This window comes from Rhodococcus artemisiae (genome assembly GCF_036327795.1).
GTDB lineage: Bacteria > Actinomycetota > Actinomycetes > Mycobacteriales > Mycobacteriaceae > Rhodococcus > Rhodococcus artemisiae.
The window spans coordinates 1-16,059 of sequence record NZ_JAUTXY010000027.1 but is presented as its reverse complement, the minus strand read 5'-3'; the positions used below and the strand labels follow the sequence as shown (position 1 = coordinate 16,059).

Annotated in this window: 25 protein-coding genes; 5 read left to right on the top strand and 20 right to left on the bottom strand. The window is 65.0% G+C overall.

The genetic code is table 11. The features are described from left to right. Positions 1 to 13: 13 nt before the first annotated feature. The 19 genes from rplR to Q7514_RS31485 all read right to left on the bottom strand — a co-directional run bounded on the left by rplR (position 14) and on the right by Q7514_RS31485 (position 10,683). On the bottom strand, positions 14 to 421 hold the full coding sequence (gene rplR, locus Q7514_RS31575) for a 50S ribosomal protein L18 (RefSeq protein ID WP_054716703.1): 408 nt from the start codon (positions 419 to 421) through the stop codon (positions 14 to 16). Positions 422 to 423: 2 nt separating this feature from the next. Then, complete coding sequence (rplF, locus tag Q7514_RS31570; protein WP_054716679.1) at positions 424 to 963, bottom strand: 50S ribosomal protein L6; 540 nt, start codon at positions 961 to 963, stop codon at positions 424 to 426. Positions 964 to 977: 14 nt separating this feature from the next. Beyond that, on the bottom strand, positions 978 to 1,376 hold the full coding sequence (gene rpsH / locus Q7514_RS31565) for a 30S ribosomal protein S8 (RefSeq protein WP_054716682.1): 399 nt from the start codon (positions 1,374 to 1,376) through the stop codon (positions 978 to 980). Between the two features lie 167 nt (positions 1,377 to 1,543). Further along, positions 1,544 to 1,729: a type Z 30S ribosomal protein S14 gene (locus Q7514_RS31560; protein ID WP_054716685.1), complete on the bottom strand. Its 186-nt coding sequence runs from the start codon at positions 1,727 to 1,729 to the stop codon at positions 1,544 to 1,546. A 4-nt stretch (positions 1,730 to 1,733) separates the two neighbouring features. Continuing rightward, positions 1,734 to 2,300, bottom strand: coding sequence for a 50S ribosomal protein L5 (gene rplE, locus Q7514_RS31555; RefSeq protein WP_054716688.1), 567 nt, complete (start codon positions 2,298 to 2,300; stop codon positions 1,734 to 1,736). 1 nt (position 2,301) lies between these two features. Then, positions 2,302 to 2,619 carry a 50S ribosomal protein L24 gene (gene rplX / locus Q7514_RS31550; RefSeq protein ID WP_054716691.1) on the bottom strand — a complete coding sequence of 106 codons (318 nt, stop codon included), beginning with the start codon at positions 2,617 to 2,619 and terminating at the stop codon, positions 2,302 to 2,304. Beyond that, complete coding sequence (gene rplN / locus Q7514_RS31545) at positions 2,619 to 2,987, bottom strand: 50S ribosomal protein L14 (RefSeq protein WP_003938082.1); 369 nt, start codon at positions 2,985 to 2,987, stop codon at positions 2,619 to 2,621. Before rplN ends, rplX begins: the two co-directional genes overlap by 1 nt. Positions 2,988 to 3,285: 298 nt before the next feature. Beyond that, on the bottom strand, positions 3,286 to 3,570 hold the full coding sequence (gene rpsQ, locus Q7514_RS31540; protein ID WP_330137175.1) for a 30S ribosomal protein S17: 285 nt from the start codon (positions 3,568 to 3,570) through the stop codon (positions 3,286 to 3,288). After that, a complete protein-coding gene (gene rpmC, locus Q7514_RS31535; RefSeq protein ID WP_054716697.1) occupies positions 3,567 to 3,803 on the bottom strand; it encodes a 50S ribosomal protein L29 in 237 nt (78 codons plus the stop codon). The genes rpsQ and rpmC overlap by 4 nt, the downstream gene beginning before the upstream one ends. Next, complete coding sequence (rplP, locus tag Q7514_RS31530) at positions 3,803 to 4,219, bottom strand: 50S ribosomal protein L16 (RefSeq protein WP_330137174.1); 417 nt, start codon at positions 4,217 to 4,219, stop codon at positions 3,803 to 3,805. Before rplP ends, rpmC begins: the two co-directional genes overlap by 1 nt. A gap of 4 nt (positions 4,220 to 4,223) precedes the next feature. Further along, the gene (gene rpsC / locus Q7514_RS31525; protein WP_132471069.1) at positions 4,224 to 5,015 is read right to left on the bottom strand and encodes a 30S ribosomal protein S3; all 792 of its coding nucleotides are present in this window, start codon (positions 5,013 to 5,015) and stop codon (positions 4,224 to 4,226) included. Continuing rightward, positions 5,015 to 5,407, bottom strand: coding sequence for a 50S ribosomal protein L22 (gene rplV / locus Q7514_RS31520; protein WP_132471070.1), 393 nt, complete (start codon positions 5,405 to 5,407; stop codon positions 5,015 to 5,017). Before rplV ends, rpsC begins: the two co-directional genes overlap by 1 nt. Then, a complete protein-coding gene (rpsS, locus tag Q7514_RS31515) occupies positions 5,404 to 5,685 on the bottom strand; it encodes a 30S ribosomal protein S19 (RefSeq protein ID WP_054719989.1) in 282 nt (93 codons plus the stop codon). Before rpsS ends, rplV begins: the two co-directional genes overlap by 4 nt. Positions 5,686 to 5,704: 19 nt before the next feature. Next, positions 5,705 to 6,538: a 50S ribosomal protein L2 gene (gene rplB / locus Q7514_RS31510; RefSeq protein ID WP_054719986.1), complete on the bottom strand. Its 834-nt coding sequence runs from the start codon at positions 6,536 to 6,538 to the stop codon at positions 5,705 to 5,707. Between the two features lie 38 nt (positions 6,539 to 6,576). Then, positions 6,577 to 6,882 carry a 50S ribosomal protein L23 gene (gene rplW / locus Q7514_RS31505; protein WP_054719983.1) on the bottom strand — a complete coding sequence of 102 codons (306 nt, stop codon included), beginning with the start codon at positions 6,880 to 6,882 and terminating at the stop codon, positions 6,577 to 6,579. Continuing rightward, positions 6,879 to 7,562, bottom strand: coding sequence for a 50S ribosomal protein L4 (gene rplD / locus Q7514_RS31500; RefSeq protein WP_330137173.1), 684 nt, complete (start codon positions 7,560 to 7,562; stop codon positions 6,879 to 6,881). Before rplD ends, rplW begins: the two co-directional genes overlap by 4 nt. Continuing rightward, positions 7,559 to 8,212 carry a 50S ribosomal protein L3 gene (gene rplC, locus Q7514_RS31495; RefSeq protein ID WP_132471072.1) on the bottom strand — a complete coding sequence of 218 codons (654 nt, stop codon included), beginning with the start codon at positions 8,210 to 8,212 and terminating at the stop codon, positions 7,559 to 7,561. Before rplC ends, rplD begins: the two co-directional genes overlap by 4 nt. 39 nt (positions 8,213 to 8,251) lie before the next feature. Continuing rightward, positions 8,252 to 8,557: a 30S ribosomal protein S10 gene (rpsJ, locus tag Q7514_RS31490; RefSeq protein ID WP_003938093.1), complete on the bottom strand. Its 306-nt coding sequence runs from the start codon at positions 8,555 to 8,557 to the stop codon at positions 8,252 to 8,254. Positions 8,558 to 9,009: 452 nt separating this feature from the next. Continuing rightward, positions 9,010 to 10,683 carry an amidase gene (locus Q7514_RS31485; RefSeq protein WP_330137172.1) on the bottom strand — a complete coding sequence of 558 codons (1,674 nt, stop codon included), beginning with the start codon at positions 10,681 to 10,683 and terminating at the stop codon, positions 9,010 to 9,012. A gap of 188 nt (positions 10,684 to 10,871) precedes the next feature. On the opposite strand from Q7514_RS31485, the gene Q7514_RS31480 reads away from it, so the two are divergent. The 5 genes from Q7514_RS31480 to Q7514_RS31460 all read left to right on the top strand — a co-directional run bounded on the left by Q7514_RS31480 (position 10,872) and on the right by Q7514_RS31460 (position 15,557). Beyond that, positions 10,872 to 11,561: a GntR family transcriptional regulator gene (locus Q7514_RS31480; RefSeq protein WP_330137171.1), complete on the top strand. Its 690-nt coding sequence runs from the start codon at positions 10,872 to 10,874 to the stop codon at positions 11,559 to 11,561. Positions 11,562 to 11,700: 139 nt separating this feature from the next. After that, positions 11,701 to 12,711: an ATP-binding cassette domain-containing protein gene (locus Q7514_RS31475; protein WP_330137170.1), complete on the top strand. Its 1,011-nt coding sequence runs from the start codon at positions 11,701 to 11,703 to the stop codon at positions 12,709 to 12,711. Next, on the top strand, positions 12,708 to 13,559 hold the full coding sequence (locus tag Q7514_RS31470) for an ABC transporter permease (protein ID WP_132471075.1): 852 nt from the start codon (positions 12,708 to 12,710) through the stop codon (positions 13,557 to 13,559). Before Q7514_RS31475 ends, Q7514_RS31470 begins: the two co-directional genes overlap by 4 nt. 4 nt (positions 13,560 to 13,563) lie before the next feature. Then, the gene (locus tag Q7514_RS31465; protein ID WP_330137169.1) at positions 13,564 to 14,412 is read left to right on the top strand and encodes an ABC transporter permease; all 849 of its coding nucleotides are present in this window, start codon (positions 13,564 to 13,566) and stop codon (positions 14,410 to 14,412) included. A 101-nt stretch (positions 14,413 to 14,513) separates the two neighbouring features. Beyond that, a complete protein-coding gene (locus Q7514_RS31460) occupies positions 14,514 to 15,557 on the top strand; it encodes an esterase/lipase family protein (protein WP_330137168.1) in 1,044 nt (347 codons plus the stop codon). A gap of 91 nt (positions 15,558 to 15,648) precedes the next feature. On the opposite strand, the gene Q7514_RS31455 is transcribed toward Q7514_RS31460, so the two are convergent. Then, positions 15,649 to 16,059 (bottom strand): IS30 family transposase (locus Q7514_RS31455; protein WP_330137167.1); only part of this gene is annotated, 411 nt, incomplete at its 5' end.

Genomic DNA, 16,059 nt, shown 5'->3' with positions numbered 1-16,059 from the left:
GCAAAGATGATCATCAGAACTTCAGCCCGCTCTCGCGTGCTGCGTCCGCGAGGGCCGCAATGCGGCCGCTGTACGTGTGTCCACCGCGGTCGAAGACCACGGATTCCACGCCGGCAGCCTTCGCGCGCTCGGCGATCAGCTGTCCGACCTTGGCGCCGCGCGCCTTCTTGTCGCCCTCGAGCGCACGCACGTCGGCCTCGATGGTCGACGCAGCGGCAACGGTCGTGCCGGTGAGGTCGTTGATGACCTGCACGTGCATGTGGCGCGACGAGCGGTTGACGACGAGACGCGGACGCTCTGCCGTTCCGGCGATCTTCTTGCGGAGGCGGAAATGACGACGCGTCTTCGACAGCCGACGCGTCGTGGACGCATCCTTGCCGCGCGGGATCCGCTTGGCCTTCTGGTTCTCGGTCTGGCTCATGATCACTTACCCGTCTTTCCGACCTTGCGACGGACCTGCTCGCCCTCGTAGCGGATGCCCTTGCCCTTGTACGGGTCGGACTTACGCAAACGGCGGACGTTGGCCGCGATCTGGCCGACCTGCTGCTTGTCGATACCCGCAATCGAGAACTTCGTGGGTGACTCGACGGCAAAGGTGATGCCTTCGGGGGCCTCGATGAGCACCGGGTGGCTGTAACCGAGCGAGAACTCGAGGTCCTTGCCCTTGAGCGCCACGCGGTAGCCGACGCCGAAGATCTCCATCTTGATGGTGTAGCCCTCGGTCACACCGACGATGAGGTTCTGCACCAGGGTCCGCGACAGACCGTGCAGCGCACGGCTGCGACGCTCGTCGTTGGGGCGGTTGATGTTCAGTGCCCCGTCGTCGCCCTTGGCAACGGTGATGGGCTCAGCGATCGTCAGCGACAGGTTGCCCTTGGGGCCCTTCACTGCGACGTTCTGGCCATCGATGTTCACCTCGACGCCCGAGGGAACTGCAACGGGGAGTTTTCCGATTCGCGACATTGTGGTGGCCTCCCTTACCAGACGTAGGCGAGGACTTCCCCGCCTACTCCCTGCTTGGCCGCCTGGCGATCGGTGAGCAGACCGGAGGACGTGGAGATGATCGCCACGCCGAGTCCGCCCAGGACCTTGGGCAGGTTGGTGGACTTCGCGTACACGCGAAGGCCGGGCTTCGAAACGCGACGCACGCCGGCGAGGCTGCGCTCACGGGAAGGCCCGTACTTGAGGTCGACGACGAGGGTCTTGCCCACCTCGGCGTCCTCGGTGCGGTAGTCGGAGATGTAGCCCTCGCGCTTGAGGATCTCGGCGATGTTCACCTTGATCTTCGATGACGGGAGCTTGACCTCGTCGTGGAACGCCGTGTTGGCGTTACGCAGACGTGTCAAGAAGTCTGCGATGGGGTCGGTCATGGTCATGGTCTGACCTGTACACCTTTCTCGGAGCGGTTCCCATGCAACACCGGGAGGACCCGGCCGTGGGCCTGCAGCGAATTTGGTTTCAATGCGAGCCGGCCCGGAGCGGGCCGACCCCTGACAGCGTGATGGTGGGCGGAGGCACGAGGCGCTCCGCCCACCCGCTCACGTCACCAGGAGCTCTTGTGAACTCCCGGAAGCTCACCGGCGTGTGCCATCTCACGGAGGCAGACGCGGCAGAGGCCGAACTTGCGGTACACCGCGTGCGGACGACCGCAACGCTGGCAGCGCGTGTAGGCGCGGACCGCGAACTTGGGCTTCTTGTTGGCCTTGTTGACCAGTGCCTTCTTAGCCATGGGCTCAGTTCTCCTTGAACGGGAAGCCGAGGTGCTTGAGCAGGGCACGGCCTTCTTCGTTGTTGGTAGCGGTGGTCACGACAGTGATGTCCATGCCGCGCGGGCGGTCGATCTTGTCCACATCGATCTCGTGGAACATCGACTGCTCGTTCAGGCCGAACGTGTAGTTGCCGTTGCCATCGAACTGGTTGCCGTTCAGGCCACGGAAGTCGCGGATACGGGGAAGTGCGATGGACACGAGACGGTCCAGGAACTCCCACATGCGATCGCCGCGCAGCGTGACGCGCGCACCGATGGGCATACCCTCGCGAAGCTTGAACTGCGCGATGGACTTACGGGCCTTGCGGATCTCCGGCTTCTGACCGGTGATCAACGCGAGGTCGTTGACCGCACCGTTGATGAGCTTCGCGTCGCGGGCAGCGTCGCCGACACCCATGTTGACGACGACCTTCACGACGCCGGGGATCTGCATGACGTTCGCGTAGGCGAACTCCGCGTTCAGCGCGTCACGGATCTCCGCACGGTAGCGGGTCTTCAGACGCGGCTGGATCTTGTTCTCGGTGGTGGTCATGTCAGATGTCCTTCCCGTTCTTCCGGGAAATCCGAACGCGCTTGCCGGTTTCCTCATCGGTCCGGTAGCCCACACGAGTGGGGTTTCCGTCCGAGTCGACGACCGCAACGTTGGAAACGTGGATCGGGGCCTCCTGCGTCACGATGCCGCCCGAAGAGGCGCCACGCTCGTTGGCCGAGACCGCGGTGTGCTTCTTGATCCGGTTCACGCCCTCGACGAGGACACGGTTCTCGCGCGGGAAGGCAGCGATGACCTTGCCCTTCGCGCCCTTGTCCTTGCCCGAGATGACGAGCACGGTGTCGCCCTTGTGCACCTTCATCACAGCACCTCCGGAGCGAGCGAGACGATCTTCATGAACCGCTTGTCGCGAAGCTCGCGACCGACGGGTCCGAAGATGCGGGTGCCGCGCGGATCGTTGTCACCCTTGATGATGACTGCGGCGTTCTCATCGAACTTGATGTACGAGCCGTCCGGCCGACGGCGCTCCTTGGCGGTGCGCACGATCACGGCCTTGACGACATCGCCACGCTTGACGTTGCCGCCGGGGATGGCGTCCTTGACGGTGGCGACAATGATGTCACCGATACCGGCGTAGCGACGGGACGAACCACCGAGAACGCGGATGCAGAGAATCTCCTTGGCACCCGTGTTGTCGGCGACGCGCAGTCGCGACTCCTGCTGGATCACTTACGTCTCCTTGACCTGGATTGGTATGTACGTCAGATTTCCGACCTGGACGTACGCGGTCGTCGGCTGCTCACGGCGCACGCGCGAAAGACACACGGGTCCCGCGAAGCAACCCGTCCAGAGTAGGCCATATACCGCACCCAGGGCAAATTAGCGAACTGTGAGCTCGCCCCCGGCGCCGGATCCAGGTGTGTCGCACGATACTTCGCGCACCCACCCGCACTCCGAACACGAACTCGGCCCGGCATCCGAAATGGATGCCGGGCCGAGGACTTTCGTCACACGAGGTGTTGAAGGCCTACTTGGCCTTCTCGAGCACCTCGACCAGACGCCAGCGCTTCGACGCCGACAGCGGACGGGTCTCCATCAGCTGCACGCGATCGCCGACGCCGGCGAGACCGTTCTCGTCGTGTGCCTTCACCTTGGTGGTACGGCGAATGATCTTGCCGTACAGCGGGTGCTTCACACGATCCTCGAGCTCGACCACGATGGTCTTTTCCATCTTGTCCGAGACGACGTAGCCGATGCGGACCTTGCGGCTCGCGCGCTCTTCGTTCTGGGTCACTGCCTTTTCCTCACTCATGCCACGTCACCCGCATCCGGGCCGGTGGCCAGACCGAGCTCACGCTCGCGCAGAACCGTGTAGATACGAGCGATCTCGTTACGCACGGTGCGCAGTCGTCGGTTGTTGTCCAGCTGACCGGTAGCCATCTGGAAGCGGAGGTTGAACAGCTCTTCCTTGGACTCACGAAGCTTCGAGGTCAACTCTTCCTCGGTGAGCTCGCGGAGTTCTGCGGCGGGGGTTTCGGTAGCCATCAGAACTGCTCCTCCCTCGTCACGATCCGGCACTTGCACGGGAGCTTGTGCATCGCACGGCGCAGGGCCTCACGAGCAATCTCCTCGTTCGGGTAGCTCATCTCGAACAGCACGCGACCGGGCTTGACGTTCGCGACCCACCACTCGGGCGAACCCTTACCGGAACCCATGCGGGTTTCGGCCGGCTTCTTGGTGAGCGGGCGATCCGGGAAGATGTTGATCCAGATCTTGCCGCCACGCTTGATGTGCCGGGTCATGGCGATACGAGCGGCTTCGATCTGCCGGTTCGTGATGTAGGCCGGCTCGAGAGCCTGGATGCCGTACTCGCCGAAGGCGACCTGGGTGCCGCCCTTGGCGTTACCCGAACGGCTCGGATGGTGCTGCTTGCGGTGTTTGACCCGCCGGGGGATCAACATTGCGTCAGCCCTCCTTGTTCTCTGCCGAAGCCGGGGCGTCGGCTGCCCGTCCCGCTTCGGTGCTCGTCGCGGTGGTGCCCGAAGCGCCGGAACGACGCGGGCGGCTCGGACGCTCACGGCGCGGGCGGTCAGCGGGAGCAGCTGCAGCAGCAGCGAGCTCACGACGGCCACCGACGATGTCGCCCTTGTAGATCCAGACCTTCACGCCGATGCGACCGAAGGTGGTCTTCGCCTCGTAGAGGCCGTAGTCGATGTCCGCGCGCAGCGTGTGCAGCGGGACGCGACCTTCGCGGTAGAACTCCGAGCGCGACATCTCGGCGCCACCGAGGCGGCCCGAGCACTGCACGCGGATGCCCTTGACGTTGGGCTGACGCATTGCCGACTGAATGGCCTTGCGCATCGCCCGGCGGAACGCCACGCGGTTCGAGAGCTGCTCCGCGACGCCCTGCGCCACCAGCTGAGCCTCGGACTCGGCGTTCTTGACCTCGAGGATGTTGAGCTGAACCTGCTTGCCGGTCAGCTTCTCGAGCTCGGCGCGGATGCGATCGGCCTCGGCGCCGCGGCGGCCGATGACGATGCCCGGACGTGCGGTGTGGATGTCCACACGCACACGATCGCGAGTGCGCTCGATCTCGACCTTCGCGATACCTGCACGCTCGAGGCCGGAGGCCAGGAACTTACGGATCGCGACGTCTTCTTTCACGTAGTCCGCGTACTGCTTGTCTGCGTACCAACGCGACTTCCAGTCGGTGGTGATGCCCAGACGGAAGCCGTGCGGGTTGATCTTCTGGCCCACTACTGAGCTCCCTTCCGGCGGTTACGAGACGAGTTCGAGCCGATGCTCTCCACGATCACGGTGATGTGGCTCGACCGCTTGCGGATACGGAACGCGCGACCCTGCGCACGCGGCTGGAACCGCTTGAGGGTTGCGCCCTCGTCCACATACGCCGTCGCAACAACGAGCGTGCTGGGGTCGAGGTTCAGGTTGTTCTGCGCGTTGGCAGCTGCCGAGGCGATCACCTTGGCGACCGGCTCCGCCGCGGCCTGCGGCGCGAACTTCAGGATTGCGAGGGCTTCCTCGACGGACTTTCCGCGGACGATGTCGACGACGCGGCGCGCCTTCATCGGGGTCACACGCACGTGGCGCGCAACAGCCCGAGCGCTCGGGTTTGTGGTTTCAGTACTCATCGACGCTTGCTCTTCCGGTCGTCCTTGATGTGGCCCTTGAACGTACGGGTCGGTGCGAATTCACCGAGCTTGTGGCCGACCATCGAATCCGAGACGAACACCGGAACGTGCTTGCGTCCGTCGTGGACGGCAAACGTGTGACCGATGAAGTCCGGCAGAATCGTGGAACGGCGCGACCAGGTCTTGATGACCTGCTTGGTGCCCTTCTCGTTCTGGACGTCAACCTTCGCCAGGAGGTGGTCGTCGACGAACGGGCCCTTCTTGAGGCTGCGTGGCATTCTCTAACTCCCTCCTTGACTAGCGCTTTTTACCGGTACGGCGGCGACGGACGATGAGCTTGTCGGACGCCTTGTTCTTGCGGGTGCGGCCTTCGGGCTTGCCCCACGGGCTGACCGGGTGGCGGCCACCCGAGGTCTTGCCCTCGCCACCACCGTGCGGGTGGTCGACGGGGTTCATGACCACACCACGGACGGTCGGGCGCTTGCCCTTCCAGCGCATACGGCCGGCCTTGCCCCAGTTGATGTTCGACTGCTCGGCGTTGCCGACCTCGCCGACGGTTGCGCGGCAGCGCACGTCGACGCGACGGATCTCGCCGGACGGCATACGCAGCGTGGCGTAGGTGCCTTCCTTACCGAGGAGCTGGATGCTCGCGCCGGCCGAACGGGCCATCTTGGCGCCGCCACCGGGACGCAGCTCCACCGCGTGGATGGTGGTACCGGTCGGGATGTTGCGCAGCGGCAGGTTGTTGCCCGGCTTGATGTCGGCCGTCGGGCCGGACTCGATCGGAGCGCCCTGCACCAGGCCCTTGGGGGCGATGATGTAGCGCTTCTCGCCGTCCACGTAGTGGAGCAGCGCGATGCGGGCGGTGCGGTTGGGGTCGTACTCGATGTGAGCGACCTTGGCCGGGATGCCGTCCTTGTCGTTGCGACGGAAATCGATCAAGCGGTATGCGCGCTTGTGTCCGCCACCCTTGTGCCGGGTCGTGATACGACCGTGCGCGTTACGACCACCGCGACCGTGCAGCGGGCGGATCAGCGACTTCTCGGGCGTCGACCGAGTGATCTCGGCGAAGTCCGACACACTGGCGCCACGACGGCCCGGCGTTGTCGGCTTGTACTTACGGATTGCCATGAGTCTTCTCGTCCTCTATCTCTCGCGAGTTCCGGCGCCTAGGCGACCGGGCCTCCGAAGATCTCGATGGGCTTGCTGTCGGCGGTCAGGGTCACGAGCGCGCGCTTGGTGTCCTTGCGCTTGCCGTAACCGAACCGCGTCCGCTTGCGCTTGCCCTGACGGTTGGCGGTGTTGACGCTGCTCACCTTGACGCCGAAGATCTTCTCGACGGCAATCTTGATCTGCGTCTTGTTCGAGTCCGGGTGGACCAGGAAGGTGTAGGTGCCCTCCTCCATCAGCCCATAGGACTTCTCGGAGACGACGGGAGCCAGCAGGATGTCGCGCGGGTCGGCGATCGTGCTCACTTGCTCTCCTCCTTGACTTCCTGAGCCGACTCGGCCGGCCCGTGGATGAACGCGTTGAGCGCCTCGACGCTGAACACGATGTCGTCGCTGTAGAGGACGTCGTAGGTGTTCAGCTGATCGGGTGCGAGTGCGTGGATGTTCTGCAGGTTCTGCACGCTCTTCCACGCGGCGACGTCTGCACGGCCGACCACCAGGAGCACCTTCTTGCGCTCGGTGAGCTCACCGAGGAAGGCGCGCGCCGACTTCGTCGACGGGGTCTGACCCGCGACGAGCTCGGTGATCACGTGGATGCGCTCGTTGCGCGCCCGGTCGGAGAGGGCACCGCGCAGGGCGGCTGCCTTCATCTTCTTGGGCGTCCGCTGGCTGTAGTCGCGCGGCTGCGGGCCGTGGACCGTGCCGCCGCCGACGAACTGCGGTGCACGGGTCGAGCCCTGACGTGCGCGGCCGGTGCCCTTCTGGCGGTACGGCTTACGGCCGCCGCCACGGACCTCTCCGCGGGTCTTGGTCGAGTGCGTGCCCTGGCGTGCGGCAGCGAGCTGCGCGACAACCACCTGGTGCAGCAACGCGATGTTCGCCGGGGCGTCGAAGATCTCAGCGGGGAGATCGACGGTGCCGGTGGTCTTGCCACCTGCAGCCTTGACGTCCAGCGTCAGCTTGGTTGCGGTCTCGGTGCTGGTCATGCCCGTGCACCACCCTTCACTGCAGTCTTGACGATCACGAGGCCGCCCTTGCGGCCGGGGATCGCGCCCTTGATAAGCAGCAGACCGTTCTCGGCGTCCACCTTGTGGACGGAGAGGTTCTGCGTCGTGACGCGGTCGCTACCCATACGGCCGGACATGCGCGTGCCCTTGAAGACACGGCCCGGGGTGGCGCAGCCACCGATGGAACCGGGACGACGGTGCACAGCCTGCGCACCGTGCGAAGCGCCCTGACCGGAGAAGCCGTGACGCTTCATGGTGCCGGCGAAGCCCTTGCCCTTGGAGGTGCCCGTGATGTCGACGAATGCGCCGTCCTCGAACACCTCTGCGGTCAGTTCCTGGCCGACCTCGTACTCCGAGGCGTCCTCGACACGGAGCTCGACGAGGTGGCGGCGCGGGGTCACGCCGGCCTTGTCGAACTGGCCGCGAACCGGCTTGTTGACCTTGCGCGGTGCAATGGCGCCGAATGCGAGCTGCACGGCGTTGTAGCCGTCGCGCTCCTCGGTGCGAATCTGCGTGACCACGTTCGGTCCGGCCTTGACGACGGTCACCGGAACGACCCGGTTGTTCTCGTCGAAGACCTGGGTCATGCCGAGCTTGGTGCCCAGGATTCCCTTGATCTGGTTAGTCATCTGTTCTCTCCGCTGCGTCTTCTACAAGCTCGCTGTAAGTCACTGAATATTGACGTCGACGCTCGCCGGGAGGTCGATGCGCATGAGTGCGTCGACCGTCTTCGGCGTCGGGTCGAGGATGTCGATCAGCCGCTTGTGAGTACGCATCTCGAAGTGCTCGCGCGAGTCCTTGTACTTGTGCGGCGAGCGAATGACGCAGTACACGTTCTTTTCCGTTGGCAACGGCACCGGGCCGACCACGCGGGCACCCGTACGGGTGACCGTCTCGACGATCTTTCGCGCAGATGCGTCGATCGCCTCGTGGTCATAGGCCTTGAGCCTGATGCGGATCTTCTGTCCCGCCACGCTTAGTGTCCTTTTCTTGCCGCGTTTCGTAGCACCCGAATGAATCGGGAACCACCTCGTCTGCACAGTTCCGAACGGAACGGCGACCGAGAACAGCACTCATACACATAGCGATCCGGGCTCACCCGATCCGCTGCCGCTGTTCATCTGTCATTGTTCTCCGGTCCACGCGGTCGGGCGTGTCGCTCCGTCGCTCATTCCTCGGTGCCGAAATTTTCGCTTCGACACCGCACAGAACGGGACCGGATGCGCTCATACGAGCGCACGTTGGTGCTGCTTCCGTCTTGCATGTGGCCGCGACCTGGCCGTAAGGCTCGATCCGCGACTGTTACTACTTTCACCGTTCCGAGCCGCGAAACATCCATGGCCCGGTCAAGGCAACCCGACCAGTATGCAGCAATTCGCCACTGAGTACAACTCCGGCGAACGCTCCCCCGGTCGCGACGCAAGTCCTAATCTATCGCGTTCATCGGGGGCGTCCGCAACGGTGCTGCCGCATCCGCCGTGTTGGTCGGGTCGGGACCGGGGCCGGGTGCGACCTGCAACACTTCGGGCGCAGCTCCCGGCGCCGGCGTCAGATCGGGCACATCCCGCCACACCGGGATCGCTTCCTGCAGCTCGAGGCCGATTTCGATGATCTGTTCGTCCTGCCAGGGTCTGGCACCGAGTTGCACGCCGAACGGCATTCCCGTCGCCGACGACCGTCCCACCGGCAGCGTCACAACCGGTGCACCCGAGTAATTGGCCCACTTCACCTCCCCGGGTACGCCTTCGGTCACACTCACGCCGAGGAACTCCTCGCGCAACGCGCCGTCCACACGAGTCCCGGGGATCATGACCGCGTCGAGATCGTTGTCGGTGAAGAGCCTGTTGTAGTCGTACTGGTAGCGCAGCCGGTCGCGCTCGAGCATCAGGTAGTCCACGACCGGGACCGCCAACGACGCCACCGCGGCTCCCACACTGGCCACCCGCTCCGGCCGATACAGGCCGATCCGATCGGCGAATTGCCTGTGGTACGAACCCATCTCGACCACATCACCCGTCGCCAGCGAGGTCGGAGTCGGTGGCATCATGACGGGAACCACCTCGGCGCCGAGCGAACGCGCGACCTGGATGGCGTCGTCGAACAGGGGCTGCAGTGACGGCGGGAGATCCGACGGCGGAAGTCCCAGCCGAATCCCGGCCAACGGCGACGCACCCCCTTTCGCGGCCAGCGGATAGCCACCTGCCGGGACCGGGGGGCCGAGCGCGGTGATCGGGTCGTCGACGTCGACGGTCGCGAGGGTCGACAACATCATCGATGCGTCGGCGAGACTCCGCGCCATCGGACCGACGTGGTCGCGGGTCCAGGTCAGCGGAATCATGCCGTGGGAGGTGATCCGCCCGTAGGTGGGTTTGATCGACGAGATCCCGCATGCGCTCGCAGGCAACCTCACCGATCCTCCGGTATCGCTGCCGACCGCCAGCGGGGCGAAGCACGCGGCGAGGACCGCGGCACTGCCACCCGAGGACCCACCCGGCGACATCTCGGTGTTCCACGGATTTCCCACTTGCGGCGTCGCGACACCGATCGCGAACTCGTCGGTGTGGGCGTGCCCCATGAGGATCGCACCGGCGTCCTCGAGTTTGTTCCACACACCGGAGTGTCCGGCTGCGATGTTCCCTTCGAGCACTCTGCTCGAGGCGGTGAGCGGCAGCCCCGACACCGCAAAAAGGTCCTTGAGCGCGATCGGCAGACCACAGACATCGGGTGCGGGAGTCCCCTCGCTCCTCGCCCGCGTGAGCCTCTCCCCCGCCGCGTCTGCGGCTGCGTACGCGAACTCCGGATACAACCGGACCCACGCGCCGATCAGACCGTCGAACTCCCGCGTCCGAGCCAGGCACGCATCGAGCAGTTCCTTCGGATGCAACCGGCCGGCGTGCAGGAGACTCGCGGCCTCCACCGCGCTCAACAACGCCGGGTCCGTCGCATCGACCGTGCCCGGATCCGGGAGCCTGTGTCCCGGTGTCGTGTGGCGACGATGGCCCGGTGAGGCGTGGCTACGCTGCGCAGTGGCTGTGCTTACGAGCAGCGCGCCCCCCGCGAGCGAACCCAACATCCGACGGCGAGAGAATGCACTACCCATCTGCCCAGCGAAGCACGGATGGTGCGTGAGCGCAGAATCGACATACCGGGGCATGCCCAGATGTCGACGGAGGGCATTCACCTTCGGTGAGATTTCACAGCACGAGAAGGTGACGTACGCGATAATGCCCCGGATCGACATGTCCTCTCGACCCGCCCGACACCGATGACGAAACACAGGAGAAGCCGATGCCCCCGCCCAACCGGTCCGGCTCCTCTCGCAGCCTGGGACGGCGCCCCCAGCTATCGGATGATGTGGCGTCGTTCGTCCGCAATCGGATCATGTCGGGCGAGGTGCGCCCGGGAGATTTCGTGCGGCTCGACGAGACTGCGGCCGAACTAGGGGTCAGCGTCACCCCGGTTCGTGAGGCCCTGCTCACCCTTCGCGGCGAGGGTCTGGTCGAATTGGTTCCGCACCGTGGCTACGTCGTCGCACCATTGACCCGATCCGACATCGACGACGTGTTCTGGTTGCAGGGGTGCATAGCCGAGAAGCTCGCCGCGCGTGCCGCGGAAACCATCGGTGACGAGACGATCGCCGAACTCGACGACATCAACGTCAGGTTCAGCGACGCGGTTCGGATCGGCGACGGTGCACGTATCGAGACCCTCGAGTTCTCCTTCCACCGCACACTCAACCGGGCTGCTGCCGCACGAAAACTCGCATGGTTCCTGCACAACGCGACGCGATACACGCCCGCGCATTTCTATTCGTCCGACCAGGAATGGGGGGTCGAGGCCGTCGCAGCGCACCACCGAATTCTCGATGCTCTCCGCGAGCACGACCCGAACACGGCCGGAACCGAGACCCGGGACCATTTCACCGACGGAGCACGCCGCCTCGTCCGGCATCTGGACGAGATCGGCATCTGGTCCTGATCTCATCTCGAACCGGCCTTCTCGGACATCCGGCCGGGAACGCCCCCGAGCGGTAGCATCTCGACGCAGGAGGCGGGGACCCCCGCTGGACGGGCCATGACCGATCCCGACAGGGACCGAGTTCGACGGTGGAGTGCGGATGCGAAGCAACCACGACCATGCAGTCCTCGTGGAGGATGTCCACAAGTCGTTCGGAAATGTTCACGCACTCGCCGGTGTCGATTTCTCAGCTCCGGAAGGCTCGGTCCTCGCCGTACTCGGCCCCAACGGTGCCGGTAAGACCACCATGGTCAAGATACTGTCGACGCTCATCCGAGCCTCGAGCGGGCGCGCCGTCGTTGCAGGTCATGATGTCGAGACCAACCCTGCGGCCGTCCGGCGCTCGATCATGATGACCGGGCAGTTCGCAGCATTGGACGACACTCTCACCGGGCGGGAGAACCTCGTCCTGTTCGGACGGTTGATGGGACTCGACAAGGCTTCGGCAAAGCTGCGCGCGGACGAACTGCTCCGCGAGTTCGACCTCGTCGACGCAGGACGCCGACCGGTCAAGGGCTATTCGGGGGGTATGCGCCGCCGTGTCGACATTGCGTGCGGGCTCGTTGTCCGGCCCGAGGTCGTGTTCCTGGACGAGCCGACCACCGGGCTCGATCCACGGTCGCGTCAAGGTGTGTGGTCGCTGGTCGAGTCCCTGAAGAAACAAGGCATCACGACCCTGTTGACCACCCAATACCTCGAAGAAGCCGACGTCCTGAGCGACAACATCATCGTGATCGACAAGGGGACGGTCATCGCGCGGGGCACGGCGAACGAACTGAAGGCCTCGACCGGAGGTAGCTACTGCGAGATCGTCCCCGTCGATCCGGCGGACCTGCCACGGATCGTCCACGCGCTCGGATCCCTCGTCCCCGAGTCCACACGTGCCGACCTCGCGGCACCCGGCGACTTCGACCGAGTGTCCATCCCGGCTCCCGACGGAGCGGCGACCCTTACGGAGGCGCTCGGACTGATCTCGCCCCTCGAAATCGAACTCGCCGATATCGGATTGCGGCGGCCCTCGTTGGACGACGTCTTCCTCCAGCTGACGGGGCACAGCGCGTCGACGACGCCCTCCGAACTCGATGCCGCCGCGGCGGGAGGGGGCGCGTGACGGCCCGCACCGAGCATCTTCCGGCGGGCCGGGTACCCGGCGGCGCGAGTGTGAGCGTTCCCGACCGGCGGTCCGGCTCGCACCGCCGTGTCCACCCGAACTCGGTGTCCCAGTGGTCGGCGCTGACCGGACGCACCCTGCGCACGATGGCCAGATACGGCGAACTGATCATCGCCGTCATCGCACCGTTCGTCTTCGGCCTCGGGTTCTATCTGCCGCTGAAGTTCGTGATGCAGATGCAAGGCATCGACTACGCGCAGTTCCTGATGCCGATCATCGTCCTTCAATCAATGGCGTTCACCGCCATCTCCGCAGCCCAGATGGCGGCGCAGGAGGCCACGACCGGGCTGACCACCCGGTTGAAGACCATGCCGGTGGGCGCGACCGTGCCGCTGCTCTCGCGCATGACGGCGGGGCTGACGAGATCGGTGATTTCGCTGTTCGCCGCGATCGGATTCGGCTACGTGATCGGCTTCAGGTTCACCGCCGGACTCGGACAAGCGGTTCTCTTCGGAGTGACGGCACTCGCGATCAGCCTCGTGCTGTGTCTGGGAGCCGACGCGATCGGCAGCCTCTCCAAGAGCCCCGAAGCGACATCTCAGGCCCTGACGCTTCCACAGTTGATCCTCGGGATGCTGTCGTGCGGTTTCGTTCCCGAGCAGGGTTTCCCCGAATGGATCCGACCGTTCGTGCGCAACCAGCCGATCTCGCAGTTCTCGTTCGCGATGCGCGACATGGCAGATGGTGGGGTCACCTGGGAGGTGTTCTTCCCGAGTTTGCTGTGGCTGGTCGGGCTGACCGTGGTGTGTCTACCTCTTGCCGTGTGGGCGAACACGAGGCGGAGGTGACTCGATGAGTCAGGACACTGCGACGGGAACGGGAACCGGGTCGTTCGGATATCCGGCACCGAATGCCGTGGTCGGCGAAGGCTCCTTCGCCGCGTTGTGGGAACACAGCCGCCTTCAGTGCGGCCGGCTCCTCCTTCGCTGGGCCCGCGATCCGGCAACGATGATCCAGGCATTGATCTATCCCGCGTTGACGCTGGTGATGTTCCGGATCGTGCTCGGCGACAGCATCACGGCCGCGACGGGGCAGCCGTCGATCTTCGGGACGGTCCCGATGATCGTGTTGGTCGGCGCGATGTTCGGTTCCGTGGTCAGCGCGGTCGGGTTGCGCGCCGAACGCGAGTCCGGCCTATTGAGCCGCTTCTACACGCTGCCGATCCACCGATCAGCGGGACTGGTGGGACGTCTGATGGCCGAGGCCGTTCGCGTCCTGGTCACTTCGATTGTGATCTTCGCCGCAGGCGTCGTCATGGGCTTCCGGTTCACGCAGGGCATCCCGGCAACGCTGTTGATGTTGGTGGTGCCGATCGTGTTCGGGATGGGATTCGCCATGATGGTGACCGTTCTGGCCACCCTGTCGACCAAGATCCCGCTCGTCGAGATGGTGTCGATCGTGTGTACCCTCCTCATGTTCTTCAATTCGGGGTTCGTGCCGGTCATGGCCTATCCGACCTGGCTGCAGCCCATCGTCGCCAACCAGCCGATGTCGTGTGCCATCGACACCATGCGCGCGCTCGCGGTGGGTGGGCCGCTGGCCGAACCGATGATCAAAACCCTGGCGTGGTCGCTCGGGATGTTCGTCCTGTTCCTGGTACCGGCGATCCGCGGCTATCGACGGGCGGCCCAACAGGGATGACCTTGAACTTCCCGGACGAACACGGCTGCCGCTGCTAATCTCACTTGCGTCCAACCAGGTACGGATACGCCACGACCCGGCTGTCCGCCCGAGGAGCCCCGATGAAATTTGCGCGCCGGATCGCTGTGGCCACAGCCACCGCTACCCTTGCCGTCTCGGCGTCGCTGGCCACCACACCCGCGATCGCGTCCGCCCAGCCCGCCACCGACCTGCCTCCTGGCGAGGTCGCCACAGATTCCCCCGCTACGAGCGACAACCGCCTCTCCGAGCTGCTCTCCACTATGGGGCCCAGTCCCGAAGGCACGAACGATCTCGACTGTGTCCTGTCCCCTGAGCATCCACGCCCGGTGGTACTCGTACACGGAACCGGGTCGGGAATGATGCAGACGTGGCCGATCGTCGCGCCGCAGCTCGCCGACCTCGGCTACTGCGTGTACGCGCTGAACTACGGCGGCGCGAAGGCAATGTTCGATCCCGCCACGACGATCTGGGGGGTCACCGACATCGAACAGTCCGCGGTGGAAGTACGGGACTTCGTCGACGCGGTTCTCGAGCACAGCGGGAGCGACAAGGTCGATCTGGTGGGCCATTCACAGGGTGGAATGCTTTCGCGGCAATACCTGAAATTCGAAGATGGAGCCGATCCCGTCGATCCGGCGCGCAACAAGGTCGAGAACCTCGTCATGCTCGGAGCAACGAACCACGGCACGTCCTTCAACGGGCTCCAGCAGCTGTATGGGGCGCTGGCAATCCTCGGTCTGACGAACGGGAAGGACATCGTCGCCCAGGCACTGTTCGCCGGCACCAATCTCGGTGTCGCCGGTCAGCAGCAGCTCATCGGTTCTCGGGTGCTCGCGGCCCTCAACAACGGACCGGAGACACTGCCGGGAATCACCTACACGTCGATTGCGACCCGTCACGACGAGATCGTGACGCCTCCGGAGAGCTCGTTCCTCGAGCCCGACCCCGGGGCCGAGGTCTACAACAAGTGGGTCCAGGACCTGTGCCCGTCGTCGCCCGCAGATCATTCGACGATGCTGATGCTGCCCGAATCGCTGTATCTGCTGAAGTCGGCGCTCGATCCGGCCTACGCCGGTGCCCACGAAGTGCCCTGCACTGTTCCTGACGCACCCGGAACCCCGTAAGCACTCGGACCAACCGACCGACACTGTCCCGAAGCGGGAACAAGGCCCCTCCTGCGCCGGCGGTTTCAAGGGGTCGGCGCAACACTGCCTGTCAATAGGTGGTGATTAGATCACGCAGACGCTCGGCTGGAGTATCCCAGCCGAGCGTCTTGCGTGGCCGGCCGTTGAGTTCCTGGGCGACATGCTCGAGGTCCTCGGGACCGTAGACGCTCAAATCGGTGCTCTTCGGGAAGTACTGCCGCAGCAACCCGTTCGTGTTCTCGTTACTGCCCCGCTGCCACGGACTGCCCGGGTCGCAGAAGTAGACGGCCATGTCGGTAGCAACACTGATCTGCTTGTGTCTGGCCATCTCGGCTCCTTGATCCCACGTCAGCGACCCACGTAGATGCGAGGGCAACTCGCGCATGGCCACGATCAGCGCATCGCGGACGTATTCGGCATCATGCCCGTCGGGTAGGTGAAGCAGCATCGTGTAGCGAGTGGAGCGCTCGACCAGGGTGCC